Genomic DNA, 20,417 nt, shown 5'->3' with positions numbered 1-20,417 from the left:
GTGACCCTCTCGGATGGCAGCGCGCTGCACCTGCGCTTTGACATCAACGCGGTTTGCGACTTCGAGGAGGTGATGACCGCTGGGGGCTTTGATGCGACCCGCGAGTTGCACCGAATGGAGACCAGCGTGCGCCCCACCGTCTCGGCTGTGCGGGCAATGGTCTATGCCAGCGCCCGTGAGAAACGCCCCGACCTGACGCTGCGCCATGTGGGTGACCTTCTGCGCACTGATGGCGAGGCTTTGGTCAAGGCTGCGCGCGAAGCCATGCAGCGCGCGGCCCCCGATCCTGCGCCGGAAGGCGAGGCGGCGGAAAAGCAGACGCCCCCGAATCCCTGATGCAATGGGCCGAAGCGCTGCACGTTCAATGGTGCGCGGCGGGTTGTGATCCCGCCGCGTTCTGGTCGCATACCATTCGGGGCGTGTTCCGGGTGCTTCGGGGCGCTGGATTGGCGCGTCGGCGCGCCTACACCGACACGCTGCTCGCTGCGTGGAACGGTGCACGCGCCTCGGCCACCGAACTGCGCGATCTGGTGGATGAGGTCAGTCAAGCCGATGGCCCGCGCAAACAACTGCCGCCGCAGGCGCTGGCAGCGGCGCTGTCCAGCATGGCCAACAAGCTGGGTGCAATTTCAATGGCAGAGTATCGGGCAAGGGTTTGGGGGCGAAAATGACAGGATTTGTGGGGCGTTTGCGGGCGCAACTGGGGCTGGACACGACCAGTTTTGACCAGGGCGTGAAAGGGGCGGCAACCCGGGCGCGTACCGGATTTGCGGGGGCTTTCTCTTCGGTCGGGCGGTTGATCACGCCGGTCACGGTTGGCTTTGCCGCCGCCGGAGCAGCGGCTTATGCCGTGGTGGGCCCCGCGATGCGCGCGGCCAGCGCCATTGATGAGGCCGCAAAAGCATCGCGCCGCGTCGATGGATCGCTGGCGGGCTGGGAGGCGGTCAAGCTGGCCGCGTCTGAAGCCGGGGTCGAGGTCACGCAGTTGGCAGACCAGCTGCAAAACCTCAACACGCGGCTGGCCATGCCGACCGAGGGCTCAACATCGGCATTGGCGCGGCTGGGGCTCGATGCTGCGGAATTGCGCGACATGGATGTCGATGGCCGGGTCGCGGCCATTTCGGACGCGGTGGCGGATCTGGGCTATGATGCGGGGCAGGCCAGCGCGCTTTTGCGCGATCTGGGGATCGAAGACCGGCGCATGGTCAACCTCATCACTGCCGGTGGTGCCGGTATTCGCGCTGCGGCTGCGGATATCGAGGATTATGGCCTGGCGGTTTCTGACGTTGATGCCAGCGCGATCGAGGCCGCAAATGACCAGATCGGGCGGCTTTCGATGATATCGGGCGCGCTTGGCCAGCAGCTTGCCGTTGCACTGTTGCCTGCGCTTGGTGAATTGGCCCAGACCATGACCGACAGCCTTCGACAGGGCGGCCTGCTGCGTAGCATTGTCGACGGGCTGGGCGCGGGGTTTGCCGCTTTGGTCGGCGCAGTGCGCGATGTCGCGACGGTCGGCGGTGGGTTCATAAGCTGGATTGTTGATCTTACCGAAGGCGCATTCGAGGGCATGGGCGCCATTGGGGATCTGGGCGCAAGATCTTCGACTTCTTTTCGGTCTTTGCGGTGTTTCGCCGTATCAGCTGGTTTGCCGATCTGATCCGGGGCGCGGGGGCTTTGGCAATGCGCTTTCGCTGCTTTGGGACGTGGCCAAGGGCGTCTGGGCAGGCATCGCCAGCGCCGGAACCATTGTGCCGGGTGCCAAGCGGTTTGGCTGGATATTCAGGCCACGTTTTATTCCATGGTTCAGAATATTTCATCGGCCTGGGCACGGCTGCTGACAGTCCTCGGTCAGAACGCGTTAAGTCTTGGCCTTGAAGACACTGCAAAATCCATCGGGGATGCTGCTGAAAGGGCATGGGAAACCTTTGATGGCTTTACGGAATCGGCTGCGGCTGCATCCAGCCGAGCGGACGAATTGCGGGCCAGTGCCGCGCGCATGGTGGCAGAGGGTTTCACCCCGGCGCGCGAGGCAATGGCCGCTCTGACCGATGCGGTTGCGCGCGGTGATCAGGCACAGGGCGCCGCTGCGGTGACTGCCGATGAGCTCAATACGCAGCTGGCCGAGATGGAGCAGTCTGGCGGGGGTGCGGCAGGAGGGTTGGCGCAGGTAAAGGATGCCGCCGATGGCGTGGCCGCAAGCCTCGAGAAGGGCGTGGACGCGGCGGCCAGCCTGATTGGCTCGATCGTCAAGGGGGACTGGCGGTCGGGGCTGTCGCAGATGCTGGCCCAGATCGCACAAGCCCAGCTCAAGATGAGCCTGATGCAGGTGGCGGAGCAGTCATCGGGGGGTGGGTTTTTCGTGGTGGGCAAGTTGTTCGCGCCGGGCAATGCGCGCGGTACCAACTCGTGGCGCGGTGGCTTGACTGCGGTGGGAGAGGAAGGGATCGAACTGGTCGACCTCCCGGCGACGTCGCGGGTCTATTCGGCGAATGATACCGCGAAAATGCTGTCAGGCGGGGGTGCGCCACGCGGCGGGACCGCCGAGGTGGTGGTGCGCGTTGATGACAACGGCCAACTGCAAGCGGCGATCGAGCGGACCAGCGGCCAGGTCGTCGCCCGTGCCCGGTCCGGCATCGTCCGGGATTCGGTCGCGGCCACCTACAGCGCCAACCGCGAGGTGCCTTTCCGATGACTGTCATCTATCCGTTCCCGCCGTTGTTTGCTGTGTCGAGTGAATGGACCGAGGTGGCGCTGTCCGTCGCAGCCGTTCGGCTTTCTCGGGGCAGCGGTTTGTGTCGAGCGCGGGGCCTGCCCGGCGTGTGGCGCATGTGAGTATTTCTGCCCTGTCCGGTGCGCGCGATGGCGCGGGATATTCAGAGAGCCTGAAACGCTTGCTGGACGGGGGTATCAACCTGGTGCGCCTGACCAGCCCTGCGGTGAACTGGCACCTCGATGCTGTCGCGGCGAAAATGCCCGGGGGGTTGGTGTCGCATCCATCCGGGTTTCGCGCAGGCGACCTGACGGCCATCTGGCGCGACAACGTTGCCGTGGCGGGCGGCCTCGTGGTCGGCCCCATGTTGATCGGCGTGCCTGCTGACCATCGTGGTTTCCCGGCTATTGCGCTGGAGGGTCTGACGCCGAGGGCGCTGGTCTGTCGCGCACATGACGTGGTGCGATCTACCCGCTCGATCTGGCGTCAGCGACCGCGCGCGCTGTGCGCACCGTCTATGCCGAAGCGGACGGCGCGCGGATCAGCCTGCACTCTGCCCTGCCAAAGGGTGTGATCAGTGTGACCGATCAGGAATCGGCGGTGTTCGAGGTGCTGGAAATGCCCCGTGCCGTCCAGCCGACCGGGCAAAACTGGTTTTATGATTGGTCGTTTCGCGAGGTTCTGGCCGATGAAATCCATCCTGACACGGTCGAGGTCTACCCATGGCACTGACGCGCGATCCACCGGCAACGGTTGCCGCAATTGCGGCCGGGGGTTTCCATCCCATCACGCTGGTATTCGTCGACTGGCCCGATGATCCCGTGCGTGTGCATTCTGGCACCGGCACCCTGAATTGGGGCGGGCACGAGTGGATGGGCGTGGGGTATGATGCGCTGAATGCTGCGCTGTCTCTGCCGTCCGAGGCGCAGGGTCTGACCATGGCCGAAGGTGGCGCGCAGATCGGCGGTAGCCCCGACCTGATTGATCAATATCTGATCGACGCCGAGGATGCCCGCAATGCCGAAGTGCAGGTATGGTTCGGGGTGACTACGGCGCGCGCAGGACGGGTGCTGATCGGCGATCCGTTCAGCGTGTTTTACGGCTCGGTGGGCGCTGTCAGCGATACCGAGCAATGGGCCGGTGATATTGTCGAGCGTCTGATTGATCTGCAACTGACCTACGGGCCGTCGCAGCGCGCGCGCGGGTCCGCCTATCACACCTATGAGGACCAGTTGCGCACCGACCCTGCGGATACGGCGGGTCGCTGGGTCAAACAGGCGCGGGCGGACCTCGCCGAGGGGATCCCGAAATGGTGACGCACGATCAGGTCATGGATGCAGTGCTGACCCATATGCGCGGGCCTTTTGTCTGGGGCGCTTCCGATTGCTGCACCAGCGCCAGCGATGTGTTCCAGGCGCTGCATGGGGTCGACCCGATGGCCCCCTTGCGCGGCCAGTACACGACGGAGGCGGGCGCATGGGCGCTGGTGCGGCTTTGGGGCGGCTGGCGGCGCATGACAACCCGGCTGGCCGCGCAGGCGGGCTGTCATGCGGGCGTGGGCGCGGCGGGTGAAGTCGGCCTCCTGCGCTTGCCCGATCGGTTCGTTCTGGGCATCGGGCTGGGGCACGAGCAATGGGCGGGCCGGATAGATGGCGGCTTTGCCTCTACCGATCGTGTCGTTCTTTGTTTTGGGTCGGTGCAACATGCCTGAGATGATTATCGGCAAACTGGTGGCTGCTGGTCTCAGCCAGGCATTGGCGGGCGCCATCGTCAACATTGGCGGGTCGCTGCTGCTGTCGGTGGCCAGTCAGGCGCTGGGTGGACGCTCGCAGGGTGCGGATCTGTCGCGTGAACTGTCGATCCCCACCAGCCTGCCGCCTACCGATTTGCCTATGGCAAACGCGCGCGCATCCGTGGCTCATGGGCACCGGGATGGGTCGTCAAGGATAGCGTTCTCTATGGATGCATCCTGCTCAATTCGCGGCCTTGCGCGGGGACGAACGCGCGCTTGCTGATCGACGCGCGCTCGGTAGGGTTGGTGGGGAACATGCTGGATTTCGGCCAGGTGCGGTCTGGCACCGTGACGATTGTGGAGGGCGCGACGTTCGCCACTGTGACGCATTCCTTGCCGGGCGCTCCCGTCGCCGCTGACTGTGCCGCGTGGAATAGCACGATCAAGGGCGTGATCGGCCAGATCACGGCCACGACATTCGGGGTCACGATCCCCAGCGCGGCGCCCGCAGGTGGCGTCACCCTGAACTGGCGGGCCTTGCTGACCAGTCCGGGCGCGGCAGCGGTAAACACTCCGTTTTCGGGCTATTTCAATTGCTGGTTGGGCCGTGGTGATCAGGGCCATCCGCCTGCGCGTATTCTTGCAGAAATGGGCGATCTGACCGGGCGGATACTGCAAAGTTCTGGACCAGTGACAAATGGACAGGGCGCAGCGTGTTATGGGTGCGGGTCGTCGCTGGCCCGGATGCCAGTCGCCTGGAGCGTTGGCCATCGGCCCCGCCCGCCATCGAGGTCGAGGCTGATTGGACCCCGTGTGGGATCCGCGTGACGACAATCAGGATCCTGATGATCCGGCGACCTGGGAGGTTTCAGACAATCAGGCGCTGTGCTTGTTGGACGCCCTGCGCTTCAAACAGCGCGCTACCCTCTGGCGCAACTGCGCGTCTCGGATTTCACTGACGCTGCTGACATCGCCGATCAAGATGTGGCGCTGGCTGCGGGCGGCACGGAACCTCGGTACCGCGTCGGCGGTATCGTGACGTTCATTGGCACGGGTGAGTTGGTGAACCAGATCACGCCCCTTGTCGATGCAGGGGCGGGTGCGCTGATGCGCGTGGGCGGACGGTTGGGCTATGCTCCCGGCGCCTATGCAGCGCCGGTGTTGTCGCTCTCGGACTATTTGCGTGATGGTCCGGTCAAGTTCCGTGCGACCCAGCCGACCCGCGACATCCCTGCCGCCGTCAAGGCGGTGTTCCCTGATGCGTTGGCGCAATGGGAATCGTCCGAGTTGACGCCTGCGCCGGTGCGGGACAATTGGGATGGGTCCGAGGATGATGTGCGCGCCTTGCCGCTCGACCTCGTGTTCTCGGCCAGCCAGGCGGCGCGTATCCAGCAGATCACCGCGCGTGGTCTGGCGCTGCAGCGAGAGTTCACCGCGACATTCCCGCCGTCGGCTTTGCCTGCGGTGGCAGGATCCGTGGCCGCGCTGGCCTTGCCGCGTGCAGGTGATGCGCGCAATGGCACATACCGGGTCACCCAGACCGCACCTGCCGAGTGGATGGGGCAGGGGGACGGGGTGGCTTTGGCTTTGCCCATGACGCTGCGCGAGACCTCGGCGCATGTCTGCCTGGGATGCGGCAACAGATGAGCCTGATCGATATGTCCGCTATGTGGCTCCGCCCGACCCGGCTATCCCGACCGTAGCGTTCACCGCCACGCTGTCTGGCGGCATCATCAATCTGGCCTTCCCCGTGCCGATTTCCGGCACCACCCCGGAAACATCAAACGGGTTTTTCGATTATATCGTCAATCCGCTGGCCAAAGCGATTTATTGGGAGTTCAGGCAGGCAGACGGGCCATGGCAGCCCGCGCGAGAAATAGCATTGCCCGCGAGCTTTTCGGGCGGGGAAGGGGGGCCATACCCCGCCGACAGGACCGACAGCCTGTCCCCACTGGTCAGCGGAACGACCTACCAGTTTCGAGCCCGCTGCCAGAACGCCGATGCCTATGGTGTTTGGCTGACGTCGGCGCCCATCACCACACCCTAATCAACCCGCAGGAGGCGCTTATGCCGCGATACACCACGATCCACTGCCCCGCAGGGCAGTGGACCCAGATCACTGATGCCGATGTGACGGCACTCACATTCCAATTGCAGGGCCTGTCCTACGACAGCGCGTTCGTCAAATGCACGGCAGATGGCACGGCTCCGACGGATGAATTGGGCGCTGACCTTTACCGCGCCGATCAGGGCGAGCGCGCGATACCACTGGCTGATCTGGGTCTGGGGGTGGCCGCGCCGCGCCGGGTCTGGGTCAAGCCGCACGTCAATGCGCAACGCGTCAAGGTGGGCCATGCGTAACATTCTTTCCGGCCTTCGGGGCCTCGCCAGCCCCATCGCGCGGCAAGGCAATGGCATCGCCGCGCGATTGCTGGCGGTGCTGCGTGCCGTCGCCCCGGGGTCATCGTGGTTCACGGCGCTGCAATGGGATGATCGCATCCCCACGCTAAGCCCAGCTTGGGCAGAGGCGGTTGCCCAGGCTTCCGACGGTTCTGCCGGATCTATGCCCCAGACCTGGGCGTCAGGTGGACTATTCGCAAAATGGGATGATGAGGTGGCACTATGACGAAGATCACGGCAGACTTTACCGGGCTGGAAAATTCCTCTGACCAGATCGCGGCAAAGCTGGTCAGCCTGGCCAGTTTCTGGGATGCCAGCGCCAGCCTTGCCTATCTCGAAGATGTGCGGGATGTGTTCAATGCGCAGCTGCTGACGCCCATTCTCAATGGTGATCTGGCCATTACCTGGATGCCGCTGGCCAACCTTCTCAATGATCCGGAAGCGTGGGTGGCCGCTACTTTCTTCGCGGAAAGCCAAGTTGGCCTGACCATGCTGCCCGACCTCGCCCGCGCCGACGTTGCAGGTGAAACGCCCGCTGCTTTCGGTGGGCCCGTCGGCAGGGTCAGCGACAACAGCCTCAACGCGCGCCACCTGATACAGGCGACCGGTGCAGCCCAGCCTGCCTTTGGGCGCCGCCCGACATCGGGACTTCGTAACCGCCTTCCCAATAGCGGGAAGGGCGTGGCAAGTGCGGGCGTCGTGGGGGCCGGTGGCGCGCTGCCCAGCTACTGGTCCGTGACCAACATGCCCGCAGGCTCGGTCGAGGTCCTGTCGCTCGCCGAAAAGAACGGGCGTCCCTGCGTCCGCATCCGCATCAACGGCATTCCAACGGGATCGCCCCGCATCCGCTTTGCCAGCGGCGTGGATCAGATACCTGTCGAGACATCGCAGGACTGGGTTCACAGCGTATGGCTTCAGCGCGTGGGGGGCGACCAGACCAACATCAACGCGGTGTTTTTCAACCTGATCGGTGACGATGCGGGGGGCAACAACACAGGCGGGATTTCGTCAACAACGCTGAGCGACACATTGGCCGATGATGTGCGCCGGTCCACGGCTGGGACGATCAGCAACCCGGCAATCGCCAGCATACGCGGCGAAATATCGCTGTCGTGGGCTTCGGGCGCGATTGACATCACGCTCGATGTTTCTGCCCCACAGCTGGAAATCGGCGTCGAGGCGACTGATGTGCAGATCACCGCCGCCGACAACTTCGCCGTGACGCAGTCAGGGCAGCCGAGTGTTGATTACATCAGGTTTGATGGCGTCAGCGATATGCTGCGAACTGCGTCCGTGTTTGCCGGAGGTTTGAACGGGCAGGCTTTTGTGCTGGGTGATGCCGGGTGCATGGTCTCAGACCTGTCGATCGCGGCGGGCGGCGACTTCATCTTTGGTCCGACAACATGGAACGGCGCGCCCGCAGGCGCGGTCGAAACCGTGTCGGGTGGTACCGGGCGTATCCTTGGCGCGGTGATCCGCGCGGGCGCGTTTTCCGAGGACGAGATCGATCGTCTGATCCGTTTTGCGCGGGCCTGTGGCGCAGGGCCGCTGAGCGAAATCAACCCATGGCAACCACAGGCGCTGGGTGCAGGGGTCGTGGATCTGTCCCGCCTCGATCTGGCCTATACCGACACGGCGGGCACATTGCTGGCGCAGCCCGGGCAGGCGGTGGCGGCGCTGCGCGATGGCAACGGGGCCGTCGTGGCCACACAGGCCACCAGTGCCGCCCGGCAGACATACGGGCGGCACCGGCGTCGGGCATCCGCAATCGCGCCAAACGCAGCGCGGATGTCGGTTCGGCTGTCGCATGGCCGGAAACGAATGTCGCAAACGGCATCACCTGTACGAAGGCCGGTTCGGGCATCGACACTGACGGGCTGCCGTTCGTGCTATATGATGTCGTGGGGACCGCCACAGCGGTTTCCTTCTTCTCCATTGTGAGTCCGGATCTGACCCGCTCGGCCGCGTTGTCGGGGCAGACGTGGACCGGAAGCTATCTGGTTCAGCGCGTCTCAGGGGCAGCGCCTGGCAACGCGCAGACGGGTGTGCGCATCGACGTGCGCGGCGAGACCGCCCCCAACTCCGAGACTGAGGCGACATTTGGTGAGCCGGTTGCCCCTGCGACAGAGACGCTGCGCACGATCTCCCGCACTCTTGATAACGCCGCCACAAACCAGGTGCGTGCGAACCTCGCAATTCGGGTCGAGAACGGGGATACGGTCGACTTCCGCGTGAAGATCAAGGCGCTGCAATTCGAGCAAGGCGGCGTGCGGTCAGTCTACCAGGCCGCCTTGTCCGAGTTCGACATCAGTGAGGCGGGGCAGCGTTCCGTTTACTACCTGAAGCCGGATGGGATCGACGACTGGATGTCTTTCGCCACCCCGTTTGCCCCCAACGGACCGTTCACGCTGGCTGCGATCGTGAACGGCGGAACAGGGTTTCCGGCGCCGATGTGCTTCGGTTCTGCCGGGGGCCTGTCGTCATACAATCTCGCGCATGGCGCGGGCGTGCGCATGGACGGCAATGCAAACAGCGTGGTTTTTGACCCTGCAAACGATCCGGCGTGGCAAGCGTTGGAAGGCACCAGGCGCGTGGATGTGGCCAGGATCAATGGCGCAGCCTCTGCCGAGTCCTGGCGAAACGGGCAAGAATACGCCGGTACTCCGACCGTCCTCGGCGACATTCTTGCCGTCGCTGGGTTCGACACCCTGTTCCGCTCTGGTGGCAGCTACGGTTCCACGCGCTTCTACGGCGGCGCGCTGATCCCCGCAGCCATCACCGAACCGCAGCGGCTGCTGCTGCAAACCTATCTCGCCAGCAAGGGAGGAATTTCGCTGTGAGCACCCGTGTGACCGTATTTTGCCGCGCCGATCAGGTTGATGATGCCCGCGCGCTGGCTGCGTATCTCGATGATGACATCGGGGGGCTGGGCACGTTCGTGCCCGGCTATGTTGATGCCGAGGGCGCGGATTGTGTTGTCGCGTCTGGGCCGAAGTCGGACGCCTGGCTGGCCCGCGCGCAAGCGCCGGTCGGCGACCGGCCCGTCTGGGACAGCGACCAGGTGATCAACATGACCGGCGCTGCTCGGGCGTTGGCCGCGACCGTGTTCTGGCGCCCGTTGGACGCCGAGGGCGAGGCTAACCCGCTGCCGATATGGGACGGCACCCAGATAATCGCGTTGGTCGCGATGCCGCCTGATGTGGCGCTGTCGATCATGGCCACGCTGGGGGTGGTGCCAGTCGCGGAGCCAGAGGCGTGAGCCGGGGCGTGATCCAGCAGGTCGGCCATGTTGCCTATGAGGTGGCCTATGCCATCACCTCGATCCTGTCGCGGATGATCAATGCGCTGCTGCTGCGTGGCTCAATGCACCAGACAACATCAAGCCGGGCGTATGTGGAGAGCCAGCACAGCGCGGGTTGGGCGCGCGGTCGGCGGGCAATCAACGCGTTGTTCTTCTGGCAGAACGACCATTGCGCCGAGGCGTGGGCATCAGAGGTCAACAGGGCGCGCAAGGTGCTGGAGCGAAACGACGCACTTGGCGGGGCGTCGGAAACGTGAGACGGAAATGAACGAGGCATCAATGACAAACGGGCAATACGATGAGGTCCATGAAATAAGCAAGCGGCTGGACCGGATTATCTCAACGGGAAAGTGGGGCTTGGGGCTGGCGTTGCCGCTATTCGCCGCCGGTCTTTTCTCGCTGTGGTCGTCTCTTGGCGAGGTCGGCAATCGTGTCACGTCGCTGGAATCATCGCGTGACAGCACGGCAGCAACGCTGAGGAGGATTGACCAAAACGTGGACGAGTTGGCGCGGTATTTGCGGGATTCAGGGAGGGTGAGACAGTGAGGGTTTCTGAGCGAGGTATTTTCGCGCTGGCGCTGCATGAGGGCGTTGTGCCTGCGCCGTATCTGGACAGCGTGAATGTCTGGACGTTTGGCATCGGCCACACAGCAAGCGCGGGCGGGCCTGATCCTGCGGCAATGCCGCGCGGGAACCCGGTCGATATGGACGCGGCGCTGATGCAGGCGTTCGACGTGTTCCGGCGCGATCTGGCCCGGTTTGAAAAGCGCGTTAGCGACGCGGTGAAGGTGCCGCTGAAGCAGCACGAATTTGATGCGCTGGTGTCGTTCGACTTCAACACCGGGGGTATTGGACGCGCGAAGCTGACCAAGCACCTGAACGCGGGAAATCGCGCCGCCGCGACAAATGGCTTCATGGGCTGGCTTAAGCCGCCTGAAATCAAAGGTCGGCGCGAAGCTGAAATGCGACTGTTCCGCGAAGGCGTCTATCCCGGCGGCACAGTGCCGGTGTTTGGCGTCACGGCCAGCAATCGCCCCAACATGCGCTCGGTGTTGCGCAGGCTGACGCAAGCTCAGGTGCTGGGCTACATGCAGAGCGCGCAACCGACAGCGCCCGCCGCACCTTCCGGGGGTTTCTGGGCATTCATCGCCGCTTATTTGGAGGTCGCGAATGAAACTGGTCAAAGATGCAAAGCGGGCTTGGCGCTGGTATTCTCTGCAAGCCATGACCATCGCGGCAGCTATACAGGGCGCGTGGCTGGCATTGCCGCCTGACATGCTGAAGGCGGTGCCGGATTGGGCGGTGCAGGCGGCAACTGGCGCTCTGTTGCTGTCTGGCATCGTCGGGCGGCTGATCGACCAAGGCGGCGGCGATGAGTGACCTTGTCAACATGCTATGGGGGCCGCTGGGCGGGGTGCTGGCGGCTGTGCTGGCGGTCTTGGGTGTCTGGATCAACACGGCGCTAGGAAGGCGTCAGGCACGGCGCGAGGGCGCAGCAGAGCAAAGGGCGAAAGATGACAAGGAAACAATCGAGCGGGTCAAGCGTGGGCAAGCGTCTGTGCAGCGCGGGCGTGATAGCGGCGACAGTCCTGATGAGCGGTTGCGCCGGAACGACGGGAGGTGGTGACGCGGGGTGCATCACCTACGGCGCGCAACGGCTGGACATGCCGCGCGCTGAGCCGATTACGGGCGCATGGAGCGCGTGGGTGGCTGATACGGATGACGCTATGACCGGGGCTTGCCGGTGAACGCCCGGCGGCGGAGGCTCATATACTACTGGCTAAGGGGGAGGCTGGTGGGGTTGGCCCCCGCTTCGCCCCTGCTTCCGTGAATCTCGACCTTGCCGAGTGGGTGCGAAACCTGAACGAATCGGGCGGTATAGCGTGAACATGGCGATTGGATGCCCCCTCCCTAAAGGGCAGGTTTCGACGCGCGTCAAGCGTCAAGGATTCCATGACGTCTTTAATGCCGGGCACCGCATCAAGGCAGTTCCCTTTTGTGCCGTTGAACCTGCGCGAACCTGCTTTCTGTGTCCAGACCGTGAACACGGGCCTTTAAGACAGGGCGCTATTGACCAAACATCAATAGGTTGGCGGGCGGGACGATACCTCCGAAGGCAGAGGTCGCAGGTTCGAATCCTGCTGGGTGCACCATTACCTTTTTCTCGCCTTTAAAGTCATCTAAAGCCTTGAATGGTAACGGTAATTTTGGCGTTCGAAGTCCTGAATCTCTGGCGTAGGAAATGCGCTCGATAGATGCCAATCTGAGCACCATTCTCTTGAGGCTGAGAGACCCTGAATCCCATACTTTCCAAGGGTTTGCGAGGAGTGCCATGGAGAGTTCGAACAAATCCTCGAAGGTATGCGCAGGCTTCGCCTGTTTTGTAAGTTTTTCGGACAAAAGCAGCTTCTGTCTCTCCAGTTTGCCGATGCGTGTTTCATAGGCGGTGATTACGCTGGGGTTCGCGGCTTCGACAATCCGGTCCAGAAAGCCTCCAATTTGCTTGTTGATCTTCGCAATGTCGTTCTTGCTATGGCTTTGCATCGTGCTGGCTTTGTTGCACAAATCACAGCGTGAGGGGGTTCAGTGTGTGAATCTGGCTTGGTAGCGGGTTGCGACGAGCCGTTGGACACCGACGACGTACAAGACCCGGAACCGGGCAGATTATAACCTCTCACTTAAGCCGCGCGGTTCGGTTTCGATCTGGTTTGATCCAGAGATGTCATGGGAAGCAGAGGCCTCTGGACGCCGGGGGCGCCAGCAAATCTGCAGCGATGCAGCCATTCAAGCGTGTTTGACCCTCAAAGTTCTGTTCGGCTTGCCCTTGCGGCAGACGACCGGGTTCGTGGAGAGCTTGCTGAAACGGGTTGGGCCGGACTGGTCGGTGCCGGACTGGTAGGTGCCGGACTTCAGCACCCTGTGTCGGCGTCAGAAGACGCTATCCGTCGGCATACCTTACAAGGGATCAGCAGGACCACTTCATCTGCTTGTAGACAGCACAGGCATTAAGGCTGAAGGCGAAGGCGAGTGGCATGCCCGCAAGCATGGCGGTTCAAAACGCCGCTTGTGGCGCAAGATCCACATTGGGGTCGATGAGGAAACGCTGGATATCCGCGCGATCGAGGTAACGAGGAGCAGTATTGGGGACGGCCCGATGCTGCCAGATTTTCTCAGCCAGATCCCACCTGATCAGGAGCTTGGCAGCGTCACGGCCGACGGAGCATATGATAGGGGTTGAGTTTGCACCTTTCTGTTGCGTTTAGAACAACACTTGACGGCTGTAGATTTCAGATCTCTAACTGATTTTGATATGAAAAGTTCAGTCGTTGCCCCTTGTTGATCGGGGCATTCTTGCCAGGTACGGCGTGCATGTATGAAAATCGAACAGGTCAGATTTGTATTTCGGGGCACACTGCCTGCGACGAGCTTTCTTGAATTCGCGCAACACCGCGCGCAGCGCTTGTCGCTGTGGCTTGTGGCACAGGATCAAAGTGACACCCACGCGCAGATGTTGGTGACAGGGCAACCCGATCTGGTGGATGCCTTTGAGATGGCCTTGAGCCTTGGGCCAACGGATTGCGTGGTTCAGGACGTCTGGCGCGACGATACGCAGGAAGAAAAGGGCATGTCGCTATGACGCAGACCGTGGAAGCGCCGTCACAATGGGTCCCGATCGCCCTGTCCAAGATGATCGAAGCTGGCACCTCTGCTGGCGTGGTGGCCGCGGGCGCTGAGATCGTCGTATGGCGTGATACTTCTGGCGTTGCACATGCCTGGGAGGACCGTTGCCCGCATCGCGGTATGAAAATGAGTTTTGGCTTTGTGCGCGGCGATCATATCACCTGCCTCTACCACGGCTGGGAATATGACGAGACCGGTATTTGCCAGTATATTCCCGCCCATCCTGAGCTTGAAGTTCCGAAATCCATCTGTGTTGCCCGTTACGGTGTTGCAGAGGCTGGGGGGATGATTTGGGCGCATTTGCCGCTTGGTTCAGACGCGAGTGCGTCGCCGGATGTGCCCGTCATGGATGGGGTGAAATCCGTGTATATTGATGCCCCTGTTGCGACCGCTTTGGACCAGCTGCGACAGCAAGGCGGAACGGAGTGTGGTGTTGTGAATGTTGTGTCTTTGGAACGCGATGGCACCAAGATGACCATCGGTATTCAGCCGATTTCGCACGCGCAATGCGCTCTGCACATCACCGTTCCCGAGAGCGCCACCAAGGATACGAGAATGGCTGTCCTTGATTGGAGCGAGGGGCTGCGGCGACGGATTGAAGAGCTTGAGGCCACGGCATGATCTTGCATAATTATGACCTTTTTGAAGATTGCTACCGCGTCCGTCTGGTTGCGTCTTGCACGGAACAAACGGTGCAATTGACTAACGTGGATGCTTTTCCCGGGGCAGAAGAAAAATCGCCAACCTATTTGAAGCTCAACCCGATGGGGCGGTTGCCGATCTTGGAAGATGGCGATCTTGTCTTGCGCAATCTTTCCGCCATTCTACTTTATGTTGCTGAGCATGATACGCAAAAACGGTTCATTCCGCTGGATGCAGAAACCCGGGCGCGGATGATGGATTGGCTGGGGTTTGCGTGTGGCGATCTGGCGGTTGCGGTGGAAGCGCGTGCGGTCGCACTCTTGGGCGCGCCGGGAGATGTCTCTGAATTGCGCAAGAAGGTGCGTGTCGCCTTCCGTGTTCTGGACGATCATTTGACGCGACAATCTTTGCATGGCGAAAGTTTCGTCGCAGGCGATGCGCCAAGTTTGGCGGATCTTGCGCTGTTCCCAGCTTTCGCGCTTAGTCGCGATTTCTACCTTGATCACGACGCGTTTCCCGCATTGCGCCTTTGGGCGCGCCGGATCCGCACGCTGCCTGGTTTTATTACGATGCCCGGCATTCCGGACTACCATTAGGAACGCTCTTGGATTTCCATCGCCTCGGCCTCGTTTCGTCGCGTGTCTGCCATTTCTATTTGGTGGCGCGTTTGGGGTCTGTCCGTCAAACCGCCCTGACGCTGAATGTTGCGCCATCTTCGATTTCCTGATCGATCAAGCAGCTTGAAGAGGACCTTGGTACGCCTTTGTTTGATCGCACAAAACAAAGGCTGAGACTGACCTCCGCAGATGCGTTGCTGGAGTGTCACATCAAGCAATCTTCGGGCGAAATGAACCCCGCTGTGGCGGAGATTGGCGATATGCGGGGGCTGCGACGTGGCACGGTGACCCTGGCGGTGATCGAAAGCGCGTCGCGGGGTATCTTGCCATATGTGCTGGCTGGTTTTTGGGTGCGCCATCCGGAGATCAGTGTCGATGTTCAACTGGTGGGGTTACAAGATGCGGTTGATTTGGTGCATCAGGGGGGGCGGATCTGGTCCTTGCGTTCGACGTGCGCGTGCCACGCAATGCACGCCGATTGACTTCGATTTCTTTGCCGCTTGGCATTGTGGTTCCATCCCTGCATCCCTCCATCCCAACGGAAGGATAGCACCCTCGCATCATGGGATCGAACACCGAACGATGCGACAATCAGTGCTACCGGGCCGCCTGCACGATGTCTGCCAAAACCGACACTGCAAGCGTGCGGGGGTCTCGGCCACTGGCGATCAATCCGATCGGTCCACGGACACGGTCAAGTTCAGCGCGGCTCACGCCCAGCCCGCGCAATGCGGCCAGACGCCTTGATTGCGTCGAATGACTGCCGAGGGCCCCGATCCAGTATGCCGGTGTGTAAAGCGCGTCGCGCAGTTGGGCGATGGCCTTATCGTGGTCGTGGTGCATGAGGACGATCGCTGTGCGTTGGTCAATCCGGCTCAGGTCGGGGTTGGCATCCAGCGTCACGTCATAGCCACCGGCACAGGCGATGCGGTGCAACTGCAGGGCCTCGGGCGTGCTGCCTACCACGATCACACGAGGGTCCGGTCGAAAGACAAGGTGTGGCAAGCCCGGGAGCGAAAGCGCCGCGGACTTGCGGGCCGCCATGTCGGTCAGAGTCTGATCGAGGAGATTGGCATCAGGAATTGGCGAAAGCTGGACATCGATACTGCCGCCGCATGGCAAAACGATATCGAAAAAGGGCGATCCCTTTCCGTAGCGCAAGGTCAGCGGGCGACCGGTCGCCCAACAACTGGCAGCATGCAATGCAAGGTCCGCCTCGATGCAGCCTGATGACAAATCTCCAATCACGGTGCCGTCCTGACAGAAACCCATCAGGGCCCCGGGCGCGCGATAAAAGCCGCCGTCCGTCGAACATAAAACCGCTATCACGCCGCCGAGGGTGCGAATGCCCTCAAGCACCAGCTGCGCGTCGGCCGTAGCGCCGACTTCAATGGTTCGGGACTCTGACACGCGCTGCAAATTACTCTGTTTCGGGCTGATCATTCGGTGGTTCAAACGCAGTCAGGTGTCGCGGGACAGTAGGGAGCGATGCGGCAAGCACATATGCCGCACAGCGACACGATTGTCTTCCCCAAGGCATTCCGACGAGTCATTTTTGCCGTGTCCTGTCGTGTCATTCTGTTGGGCAGGGCATCCCAGCGGCCGTCCAGATCGCCATATCTTCCAGATGCGCCTGTAAACTTCCGGGTGCAGGTGCGCGGCCTGCACCGGGATCAAAACTCCAGGTGATGAAACCGATCAACTCGGCATCGTGGAGGATATGCTCGACCAGGCCTTCCGCGTCGCGGCCACCGTTGCGGACCGGGTCGCGCAGTTGCTCGCAGATATCTGCGCCGGTCCGCTGGGTCCACTGGAATTCGACCGGTGCAAGTTGCCAGTCCATCCCGGTGTGCGGCGGCGCGTGCGGCACGGTGTTTGGCCGGGTTGACGTCTGGTGGCAGGCGCGGCAGGACAGACCCTCTGCCCCGATCCGGCTGTCTCCTGCGTTGATCGCCATGCCGTGTGAACTGTCGGGGGTATCAATCGTTCCCCACAGTGGCACATTATCCGCGCCGACGTGGCAGTTCAGGCAACGTGGATGCGTGACAACGTCGTGGATCCGCTGCCACGCGACCAGACCGTCCGCAGGCGCAACCGACCCCGGCTCGGGCAGGGCCGACAGGTCCAGACCGCGCTCCGCCTCGGCGTACGCGAGTGTTCCATAACCAAGGATGGCGGCGATCAAAAGGGCAGAGCGCATATCAAACCTCATGCAAACCGAACGGTCTTGCCGAATGGCATCTCGCGCAGGCGCTGTCCCGTCAGCGCATGGATGGCATTGCCAAGCGCGGGTGCCGTGCACGGCGTGCCGGGTTCACCAATGCCGCGAATGTGCTGCTGGTTTTCAAGGATACGGGTGTGGATCCTTGGCGCATGATACATCCGCAAGATCGGGTAGTCGTGATAGTTGGACTGTTCAACCTTGCCGTCCGACACGGTGATTTCCTCGCCGATCGCGGCGCTCAACCCGAAATTGACCCCAGAAACCAACTGCGCGTCGAGGTTGCGGGGGTCGAGCGCGATCCCCACATCGGCGGCGACCCAGACGTCACGAACCAGCAGGCCGTTTTCCGTGTGCTCGATCTCGACGATCTGCGCCACAGGCACCCCGAAGGCCAGCGCGAATGCAACGCCACGCGCCCGGCCCGCAGCGGGTGTTGTGCCCCAATCGGCCATGGCCGCGACGGCCTCCAGCACGGCGCGGCTGGGGGCGTCGGTCATCAATTGCAGTCGCATCTCAACCGGGTCGCGGGCTGCAGCGACAGCAAGCTCGTCCATCATGCCTTCGTGGAAGAACGTGTTTTGCGATGCGCCAACGGACCGCCAGAACCCAACAGGCAGCAGCGCGTCAGGCCGGTAGCCGGTCGCGCGGTAGTTCGCGATCCCGTAGGGCTGATCCCACAGCGCCTGTGACACCGTGAAATCCGGCACGAATCCCGGTATCGGGGCCGGGGCACCGCCGCGCGCGTCGATGCCGCTCATGATCGAGGGTGAGGCGGTAGAGATGTCGACGGCCACTGGCACGCCGTCGCGGATGGCCGCGCGGAACCGGCCGATGGCGGCGGGCCGGTAGGGGCCGCGCGAGGTGTCTTCCTCGCGGGGATAAGTCAGCAGGACCGGCGTGCCATTCATCTGTGCACCGACCTTGGCCGCAATCTGAACGAAGTCCATCTCGCCCCGTCTTCCGAATCCGCCGCCCAGTAGGGTGGTGGTGATCGTGACGGCGTCCTCGCGGATGCCTGCCGCAAGGGCGGCTTCGCGCCGCGCCACGGTCGGCCCTTGCGTACCGGCCCAGATGTGCAGCGCGCCGTCTTGCATCCAGGCAGCCGCGCTCATGGGCTCCATCGTGACATGGGCCAGGTAGGGCGCACGGTATTCGCCCTCGATCACATCCGCCCCGGCCAAGGCTTCATCGACATTGCCATCGTCGCGCGGCTGGCTGTCCTGCTGCTCGGGCCGGAAGGCGCGCGCGATCGCTTCGAAATGCCCTGCGGTCTCCATCGGATAATCTGGAGATGCCCAGTCGAATGTCACAGCATCCAGCGCCTGCATCGCCATCCACGTGTTTGTGGCAATTGCGACCACGCCGTCACCGATGTCGATCACCGTGTCCACGCCGGGTATCGCCAGTGCCGCTGTGGCGTCAAAGCTGCGCAGGGTTCCGCCTAAATGAGGGCTGCGCCGCACAGCGCCAAAGCGCATGCCGGGCAGGCGGATGTCGCTGGCATAAACTGCGCGGCCCGTAGATTTGTCGATTACGTCAAGCCGGTCCTGCGAGTGGCCCAGGATGCGCCATGCGCTGCGCGGGCGCAATTCTGGTGCATCTGCAAGGTCGATTGCCCCGGCTTCCGCTGCGAGATCTGTATAGGGCAAGCGCGTTGCGTCGGGCAGGACAACCGCGCCTGCATCCGTGGTCAATTGCGCGACCGCGATGCCCGTGCGCGCTGCGGCGGCAGCCTTCAGGGTTTCGCGGGCAATAGCGCCCGCGCGGCGCATCTTTTCATAGGCATCATGGGTCGAGGTCGATCCGCCGGTGATCTGGTAGCCCAGGAAAACCGCTGGAATATCGCGTTGCGCGCGGGCGAATTCCGCGATTGCCCCGGTGTCGGTCGCGGGGAAGGGATAGCCTTCCTCAATCACGCCACCGTTGTAATAGGCCGGTGAGGGCGGGCCGTGTTCGATCCGGATATCCGCAAGTTCAACATCCAGTTCTTCGGCCACAAGCGCCGCAAGCGTCGTATGGATTCCCTGTCCCATCTCGGCGCGGGGGGTGATGACGGTCACGCCGTCGGCGGTGATCTTGACATAGGGCGTCAGCGCGGCCTCGCCGGGGGCAAGGCCTCCCAGCAACGGGTTTTCAAGCCGCGCGTTGTAGGTGCGCGCGCCGAAGACAACGCCGCCTGCAACGGCCACCGAGGCGATGATGAAGCCGCGTCTGGTGTATTTTCCCAATCGGCTCATCTCAAGCCTCCCGCATGGCGGCGGCGGCGGCGGTGTGGATAGCGGCGCGGATGCGCGGATAGGTACCACAGCGGCACAGGTTGCCCGACATCGCGGCGTCGATATCGTCGTCGGTCGGGGCAGAATTGCGGCCCAGCAGGTCGACGGCCTGCATGATCTGGCCGGATTGGCAGTATCCGCATTGGGCTACCTGATGCGCGATCCAGGCATTCTGCACCACATGCAGCGCCTCGGGCGCACCTAGTCCCTCGATGGTCGTCACGTCGCCCCAGACATCGGCCAGCGCCACCTGACAGGACCGTACCGCCTGGCCGTCGATGTGGACGGTGCAGGCCCCACACTGGGCCATGCCGCAGCCATATTTGACGCCCGTGATGTTGAGTGCGTCCCGCAAAACCCAAAGGAGCGGCATATCGTCCGGCAGATCCACGCTGTGGGTTGTTCCGTTTATTGTCAGATCCATTGGCGTCTCCCGGGTTCACGTATAAAGACTTTAGGCCATCCGACCCGCTTGGCAACTTGCGGATCGTCCAAATTGCTTCCAGATCGTTTCAATCCTCGCAAAGCGCAATCGCCATGTTGATGATCCGCCATTGTCCTGCCGCTGGGACTTTGCAGTTAAACAACTGGCCGGCGCGAAAGGTCGCGCCGCAGCGTTACTGACTCGGCGCGAAATCTGCCGGTTCGTCGAAGACAACAAAGACCTGGCAGACCTCGGGCCCCAGACAATCTTTGGCATGGGGAACACCACCCGGCTGGAACCAGTAGGAGCCGGGAAGCAGGTCTGGCCCCCGGTGCGGCTGTGACAATTCCCAATGCTGCTCCGGCCTTTCACAACCATCGCCCAATATCCGTGCGTCTGCGTGTGTGGCA

The 20,417-nt window shown here is 62.7% G+C and carries 30 protein-coding genes and 1 pseudogene; 25 read left to right on the top strand and 6 right to left on the bottom strand.

Features of this window, described 5'->3' with window-relative positions; all coding sequences use genetic code 11:
* The 8 genes from H9529_RS04720 to H9529_RS04685 all read left to right on the top strand — a co-directional run bounded on the left by H9529_RS04720 (position 1) and on the right by H9529_RS04685 (position 4,421).
* Entirely contained in the window at positions 1-336 is a 336-nt protein-coding gene (locus tag H9529_RS04720) for a hypothetical protein (RefSeq protein ID WP_190305702.1), read from the top strand.
* Entirely contained in the window at positions 336-671 is a 336-nt protein-coding gene (locus H9529_RS04715) for a hypothetical protein (protein ID WP_092892488.1), read from the top strand. Before H9529_RS04720 ends, H9529_RS04715 begins: the two co-directional genes overlap by 1 nt.
* A complete protein-coding gene (locus H9529_RS04710) occupies positions 668-1,657 on the top strand; it encodes a phage tail tape measure protein (RefSeq protein ID WP_190305701.1) in 990 nt (329 codons plus the stop codon). The genes H9529_RS04715 and H9529_RS04710 overlap by 4 nt, the downstream gene beginning before the upstream one ends.
* A gap of 141 nt (positions 1,658-1,798) precedes the next feature.
* Positions 1,799-2,692 (top strand): hypothetical protein, encoded by an 894-nt coding sequence (locus H9529_RS04705; protein ID WP_190305700.1) that lies wholly within the window; start codon positions 1,799-1,801, stop codon positions 2,690-2,692.
* Positions 2,693-2,828: 136 nt separating this feature from the next.
* Positions 2,829-3,284, top strand: coding sequence for a hypothetical protein (locus H9529_RS04700; RefSeq protein WP_190305699.1), 456 nt, complete (start codon positions 2,829-2,831; stop codon positions 3,282-3,284).
* A gap of 5 nt (positions 3,285-3,289) precedes the next feature.
* A complete protein-coding gene (locus tag H9529_RS04695; RefSeq protein ID WP_190305698.1) occupies positions 3,290-3,442 on the top strand; it encodes a hypothetical protein in 153 nt (50 codons plus the stop codon).
* Positions 3,433-4,026 carry a hypothetical protein gene (locus tag H9529_RS04690; RefSeq protein ID WP_190305697.1) on the top strand — a complete coding sequence of 198 codons (594 nt, stop codon included), beginning with the start codon at positions 3,433-3,435 and terminating at the stop codon, positions 4,024-4,026. Before H9529_RS04695 ends, H9529_RS04690 begins: the two co-directional genes overlap by 10 nt.
* A complete protein-coding gene (locus tag H9529_RS04685) occupies positions 4,020-4,421 on the top strand; it encodes a DUF6950 family protein (RefSeq protein ID WP_092892480.1) in 402 nt (133 codons plus the stop codon). The genes H9529_RS04690 and H9529_RS04685 overlap by 7 nt, the downstream gene beginning before the upstream one ends.
* Before the next feature lie 245 nt (positions 4,422-4,666).
* On the opposite strand, the gene H9529_RS04680 is transcribed toward H9529_RS04685, so the two are convergent.
* Positions 4,667-5,014, bottom strand: a complete 348-nt coding sequence (locus tag H9529_RS04680) for a hypothetical protein (RefSeq protein WP_190305696.1) — start codon at positions 5,012-5,014, stop codon at positions 4,667-4,669.
* Between the two features lie 313 nt (positions 5,015-5,327).
* Between H9529_RS04680 and H9529_RS04675 the strand changes: the two genes are divergently transcribed.
* The 12 genes from H9529_RS04675 to H9529_RS04625 are packed head-to-tail and all read left to right on the top strand — an operon-like array spanning position 5,328 to position 11,770.
* On the top strand, positions 5,328-6,089 hold the full coding sequence (locus H9529_RS04675; RefSeq protein ID WP_190305695.1) for a phage tail protein: 762 nt from the start codon (positions 5,328-5,330) through the stop codon (positions 6,087-6,089).
* Complete coding sequence (locus H9529_RS04670; RefSeq protein ID WP_190305694.1) at positions 6,061-6,489, top strand: hypothetical protein; 429 nt, start codon at positions 6,061-6,063, stop codon at positions 6,487-6,489. The genes H9529_RS04675 and H9529_RS04670 overlap by 29 nt, the downstream gene beginning before the upstream one ends.
* A gap of 20 nt (positions 6,490-6,509) precedes the next feature.
* Positions 6,510-6,803: a hypothetical protein gene (locus H9529_RS04665; protein WP_092892475.1), complete on the top strand. Its 294-nt coding sequence runs from the start codon at positions 6,510-6,512 to the stop codon at positions 6,801-6,803.
* Positions 6,796-7,068, top strand: a complete 273-nt coding sequence (locus tag H9529_RS04660; protein ID WP_092892473.1) for a hypothetical protein — start codon at positions 6,796-6,798, stop codon at positions 7,066-7,068. Before H9529_RS04665 ends, H9529_RS04660 begins: the two co-directional genes overlap by 8 nt.
* Positions 7,065-8,783: a hypothetical protein gene (locus H9529_RS04655; RefSeq protein WP_190305693.1), complete on the top strand. Its 1,719-nt coding sequence runs from the start codon at positions 7,065-7,067 to the stop codon at positions 8,781-8,783. The genes H9529_RS04660 and H9529_RS04655 overlap by 4 nt, the downstream gene beginning before the upstream one ends.
* A complete protein-coding gene (locus tag H9529_RS04650; protein WP_190305692.1) occupies positions 8,729-9,682 on the top strand; it encodes a hypothetical protein in 954 nt (317 codons plus the stop codon). Before H9529_RS04655 ends, H9529_RS04650 begins: the two co-directional genes overlap by 55 nt.
* Entirely contained in the window at positions 9,679-10,101 is a 423-nt protein-coding gene (locus tag H9529_RS04645) for a hypothetical protein (protein ID WP_190305691.1), read from the top strand. Before H9529_RS04650 ends, H9529_RS04645 begins: the two co-directional genes overlap by 4 nt.
* Positions 10,098-10,400: a hypothetical protein gene (locus tag H9529_RS04640; protein WP_143033571.1), complete on the top strand. Its 303-nt coding sequence runs from the start codon at positions 10,098-10,100 to the stop codon at positions 10,398-10,400. Before H9529_RS04645 ends, H9529_RS04640 begins: the two co-directional genes overlap by 4 nt.
* A gap of 7 nt (positions 10,401-10,407) precedes the next feature.
* On the top strand, positions 10,408-10,689 hold the full coding sequence (locus H9529_RS04635) for a hypothetical protein (RefSeq protein ID WP_143033572.1): 282 nt from the start codon (positions 10,408-10,410) through the stop codon (positions 10,687-10,689).
* Positions 10,686-11,417, top strand: a complete 732-nt coding sequence (locus H9529_RS04630; protein ID WP_190305690.1) for a lysozyme — start codon at positions 10,686-10,688, stop codon at positions 11,415-11,417. Before H9529_RS04635 ends, H9529_RS04630 begins: the two co-directional genes overlap by 4 nt.
* On the top strand, positions 11,368-11,523 hold the full coding sequence (locus tag H9529_RS21430) for a DUF7940 domain-containing protein (RefSeq protein WP_450103976.1): 156 nt from the start codon (positions 11,368-11,370) through the stop codon (positions 11,521-11,523). The genes H9529_RS04630 and H9529_RS21430 overlap by 50 nt, the downstream gene beginning before the upstream one ends.
* Positions 11,516-11,770, top strand: coding sequence for a hypothetical protein (locus H9529_RS04625; protein WP_092892777.1), 255 nt, complete (start codon positions 11,516-11,518; stop codon positions 11,768-11,770). Before H9529_RS21430 ends, H9529_RS04625 begins: the two co-directional genes overlap by 8 nt.
* A 440-nt stretch (positions 11,771-12,210) precedes the next feature.
* Here the strand turns inward: H9529_RS04625 and H9529_RS04620 are convergent, their stop codons facing one another.
* Positions 12,211-12,687 carry a hypothetical protein gene (locus H9529_RS04620; RefSeq protein ID WP_092889273.1) on the bottom strand — a complete coding sequence of 159 codons (477 nt, stop codon included), beginning with the start codon at positions 12,685-12,687 and terminating at the stop codon, positions 12,211-12,213.
* A gap of 76 nt (positions 12,688-12,763) precedes the next feature.
* Here H9529_RS04620 and H9529_RS04615 point away from each other — a divergent pair.
* From H9529_RS04615 to H9529_RS04595, 5 genes and pseudogenes are all read left to right on the top strand, one after another.
* Positions 12,764-13,372: pseudogene (locus tag H9529_RS04615) on the top strand (IS5 family transposase); the annotation flags it as partial.
* Between the two features lie 144 nt (positions 13,373-13,516).
* Positions 13,517-13,780, top strand: coding sequence for a hypothetical protein (locus H9529_RS04610; protein ID WP_176847105.1), 264 nt, complete (start codon positions 13,517-13,519; stop codon positions 13,778-13,780).
* A complete protein-coding gene (locus H9529_RS04605) occupies positions 13,777-14,445 on the top strand; it encodes a Rieske (2Fe-2S) protein (protein WP_218132143.1) in 669 nt (222 codons plus the stop codon). The genes H9529_RS04610 and H9529_RS04605 overlap by 4 nt, the downstream gene beginning before the upstream one ends.
* Positions 14,442-15,062, top strand: coding sequence for a glutathione S-transferase family protein (locus tag H9529_RS04600; RefSeq protein WP_092889276.1), 621 nt, complete (start codon positions 14,442-14,444; stop codon positions 15,060-15,062). Before H9529_RS04605 ends, H9529_RS04600 begins: the two co-directional genes overlap by 4 nt.
* 167 nt (positions 15,063-15,229) lie before the next feature.
* Positions 15,230-15,565, top strand: a complete 336-nt coding sequence (locus tag H9529_RS04595; protein WP_092889279.1) for a LysR substrate-binding domain-containing protein — start codon at positions 15,230-15,232, stop codon at positions 15,563-15,565.
* Positions 15,566-15,680: 115 nt separating this feature from the next.
* On the opposite strand, the gene H9529_RS04590 is transcribed toward H9529_RS04595, so the two are convergent.
* From H9529_RS04590 to H9529_RS04575, 4 genes are all read right to left on the bottom strand, one after another.
* Positions 15,681-16,526: an XdhC family protein gene (locus H9529_RS04590; protein WP_092889282.1), complete on the bottom strand. Its 846-nt coding sequence runs from the start codon at positions 16,524-16,526 to the stop codon at positions 15,681-15,683.
* Positions 16,527-16,656: 130 nt separating this feature from the next.
* The gene (locus tag H9529_RS04585; RefSeq protein WP_092889285.1) at positions 16,657-17,283 is read right to left on the bottom strand and encodes a hypothetical protein; all 627 of its coding nucleotides are present in this window, start codon (positions 17,281-17,283) and stop codon (positions 16,657-16,659) included.
* Positions 17,284-17,291: 8 nt separating this feature from the next.
* Entirely contained in the window at positions 17,292-19,544 is a 2,253-nt protein-coding gene (locus H9529_RS04580; RefSeq protein WP_092889288.1) for a xanthine dehydrogenase family protein molybdopterin-binding subunit, read from the bottom strand.
* A 1-nt stretch (position 19,545) separates the two neighbouring features.
* The gene (locus H9529_RS04575) at positions 19,546-20,007 is read right to left on the bottom strand and encodes a (2Fe-2S)-binding protein (protein ID WP_092889291.1); all 462 of its coding nucleotides are present in this window, start codon (positions 20,005-20,007) and stop codon (positions 19,546-19,548) included.
* Positions 20,008-20,417 lie beyond the last annotated feature (410 nt).

This window comes from Roseicitreum antarcticum, assembly GCF_014681765.1.
Lineage (GTDB): Bacteria > Pseudomonadota > Alphaproteobacteria > Rhodobacterales > Rhodobacteraceae > Roseicitreum > Roseicitreum antarcticum.
This window is presented reverse-complemented; position numbering and strand designations above follow the sequence as displayed.

Coding starts and splice junctions, on each gene's coding strand:
- H9529_RS04660 (WP_092892473.1), top strand. CDS start 6,796: ATGCGTAACATTCTTTCCGGCCTTCGGGGCCTCGCCAGCCCCATCGCG.
- H9529_RS21430 (WP_450103976.1), top strand. CDS start 11,368: ATGACCATCGCGGCAGCTATACAGGGCGCGTGGCTGGCATTGCCGCCT.
- H9529_RS04705 (WP_190305700.1), top strand. CDS start 1,799: ATGGTTCAGAATATTTCATCGGCCTGGGCACGGCTGCTGACAGTCCTC.
- H9529_RS04710 (WP_190305701.1), top strand. CDS start 668: ATGACAGGATTTGTGGGGCGTTTGCGGGCGCAACTGGGGCTGGACACG.
- H9529_RS04625 (WP_092892777.1), top strand. CDS start 11,516: ATGAGTGACCTTGTCAACATGCTATGGGGGCCGCTGGGCGGGGTGCTG.
- H9529_RS04670 (WP_190305694.1), top strand. CDS start 6,061: ATGTCTGCCTGGGATGCGGCAACAGATGAGCCTGATCGATATGTCCGC.
- H9529_RS04620 (WP_092889273.1), bottom strand. CDS start 12,687: ATGCAAAGCCATAGCAAGAACGACATTGCGAAGATCAACAAGCAAATT.
- H9529_RS04580 (WP_092889288.1), bottom strand. CDS start 19,544: ATGAGCCGATTGGGAAAATACACCAGACGCGGCTTCATCATCGCCTCG.
- H9529_RS04635 (WP_143033572.1), top strand. CDS start 10,408: ATGAACGAGGCATCAATGACAAACGGGCAATACGATGAGGTCCATGAA.
- H9529_RS04575 (WP_092889291.1), bottom strand. CDS start 20,007: ATGGATCTGACAATAAACGGAACAACCCACAGCGTGGATCTGCCGGAC.
- H9529_RS04665 (WP_092892475.1), top strand. CDS start 6,510: ATGCCGCGATACACCACGATCCACTGCCCCGCAGGGCAGTGGACCCAG.
- H9529_RS04610 (WP_176847105.1), top strand. CDS start 13,517: ATGAAAATCGAACAGGTCAGATTTGTATTTCGGGGCACACTGCCTGCG.
- H9529_RS04655 (WP_190305693.1), top strand. CDS start 7,065: ATGACGAAGATCACGGCAGACTTTACCGGGCTGGAAAATTCCTCTGAC.
- H9529_RS04585 (WP_092889285.1), bottom strand. CDS start 17,283: ATGCGCTCTGCCCTTTTGATCGCCGCCATCCTTGGTTATGGAACACTC.
- H9529_RS04600 (WP_092889276.1), top strand. CDS start 14,442: ATGATCTTGCATAATTATGACCTTTTTGAAGATTGCTACCGCGTCCGT.
- H9529_RS04715 (WP_092892488.1), top strand. CDS start 336: ATGCAATGGGCCGAAGCGCTGCACGTTCAATGGTGCGCGGCGGGTTGT.
- H9529_RS04685 (WP_092892480.1), top strand. CDS start 4,020: ATGGTGACGCACGATCAGGTCATGGATGCAGTGCTGACCCATATGCGC.
- H9529_RS04590 (WP_092889282.1), bottom strand. CDS start 16,526: ATGATCAGCCCGAAACAGAGTAATTTGCAGCGCGTGTCAGAGTCCCGA.
- H9529_RS04605 (WP_218132143.1), top strand. CDS start 13,777: ATGACGCAGACCGTGGAAGCGCCGTCACAATGGGTCCCGATCGCCCTG.
- H9529_RS04690 (WP_190305697.1), top strand. CDS start 3,433: ATGGCACTGACGCGCGATCCACCGGCAACGGTTGCCGCAATTGCGGCC.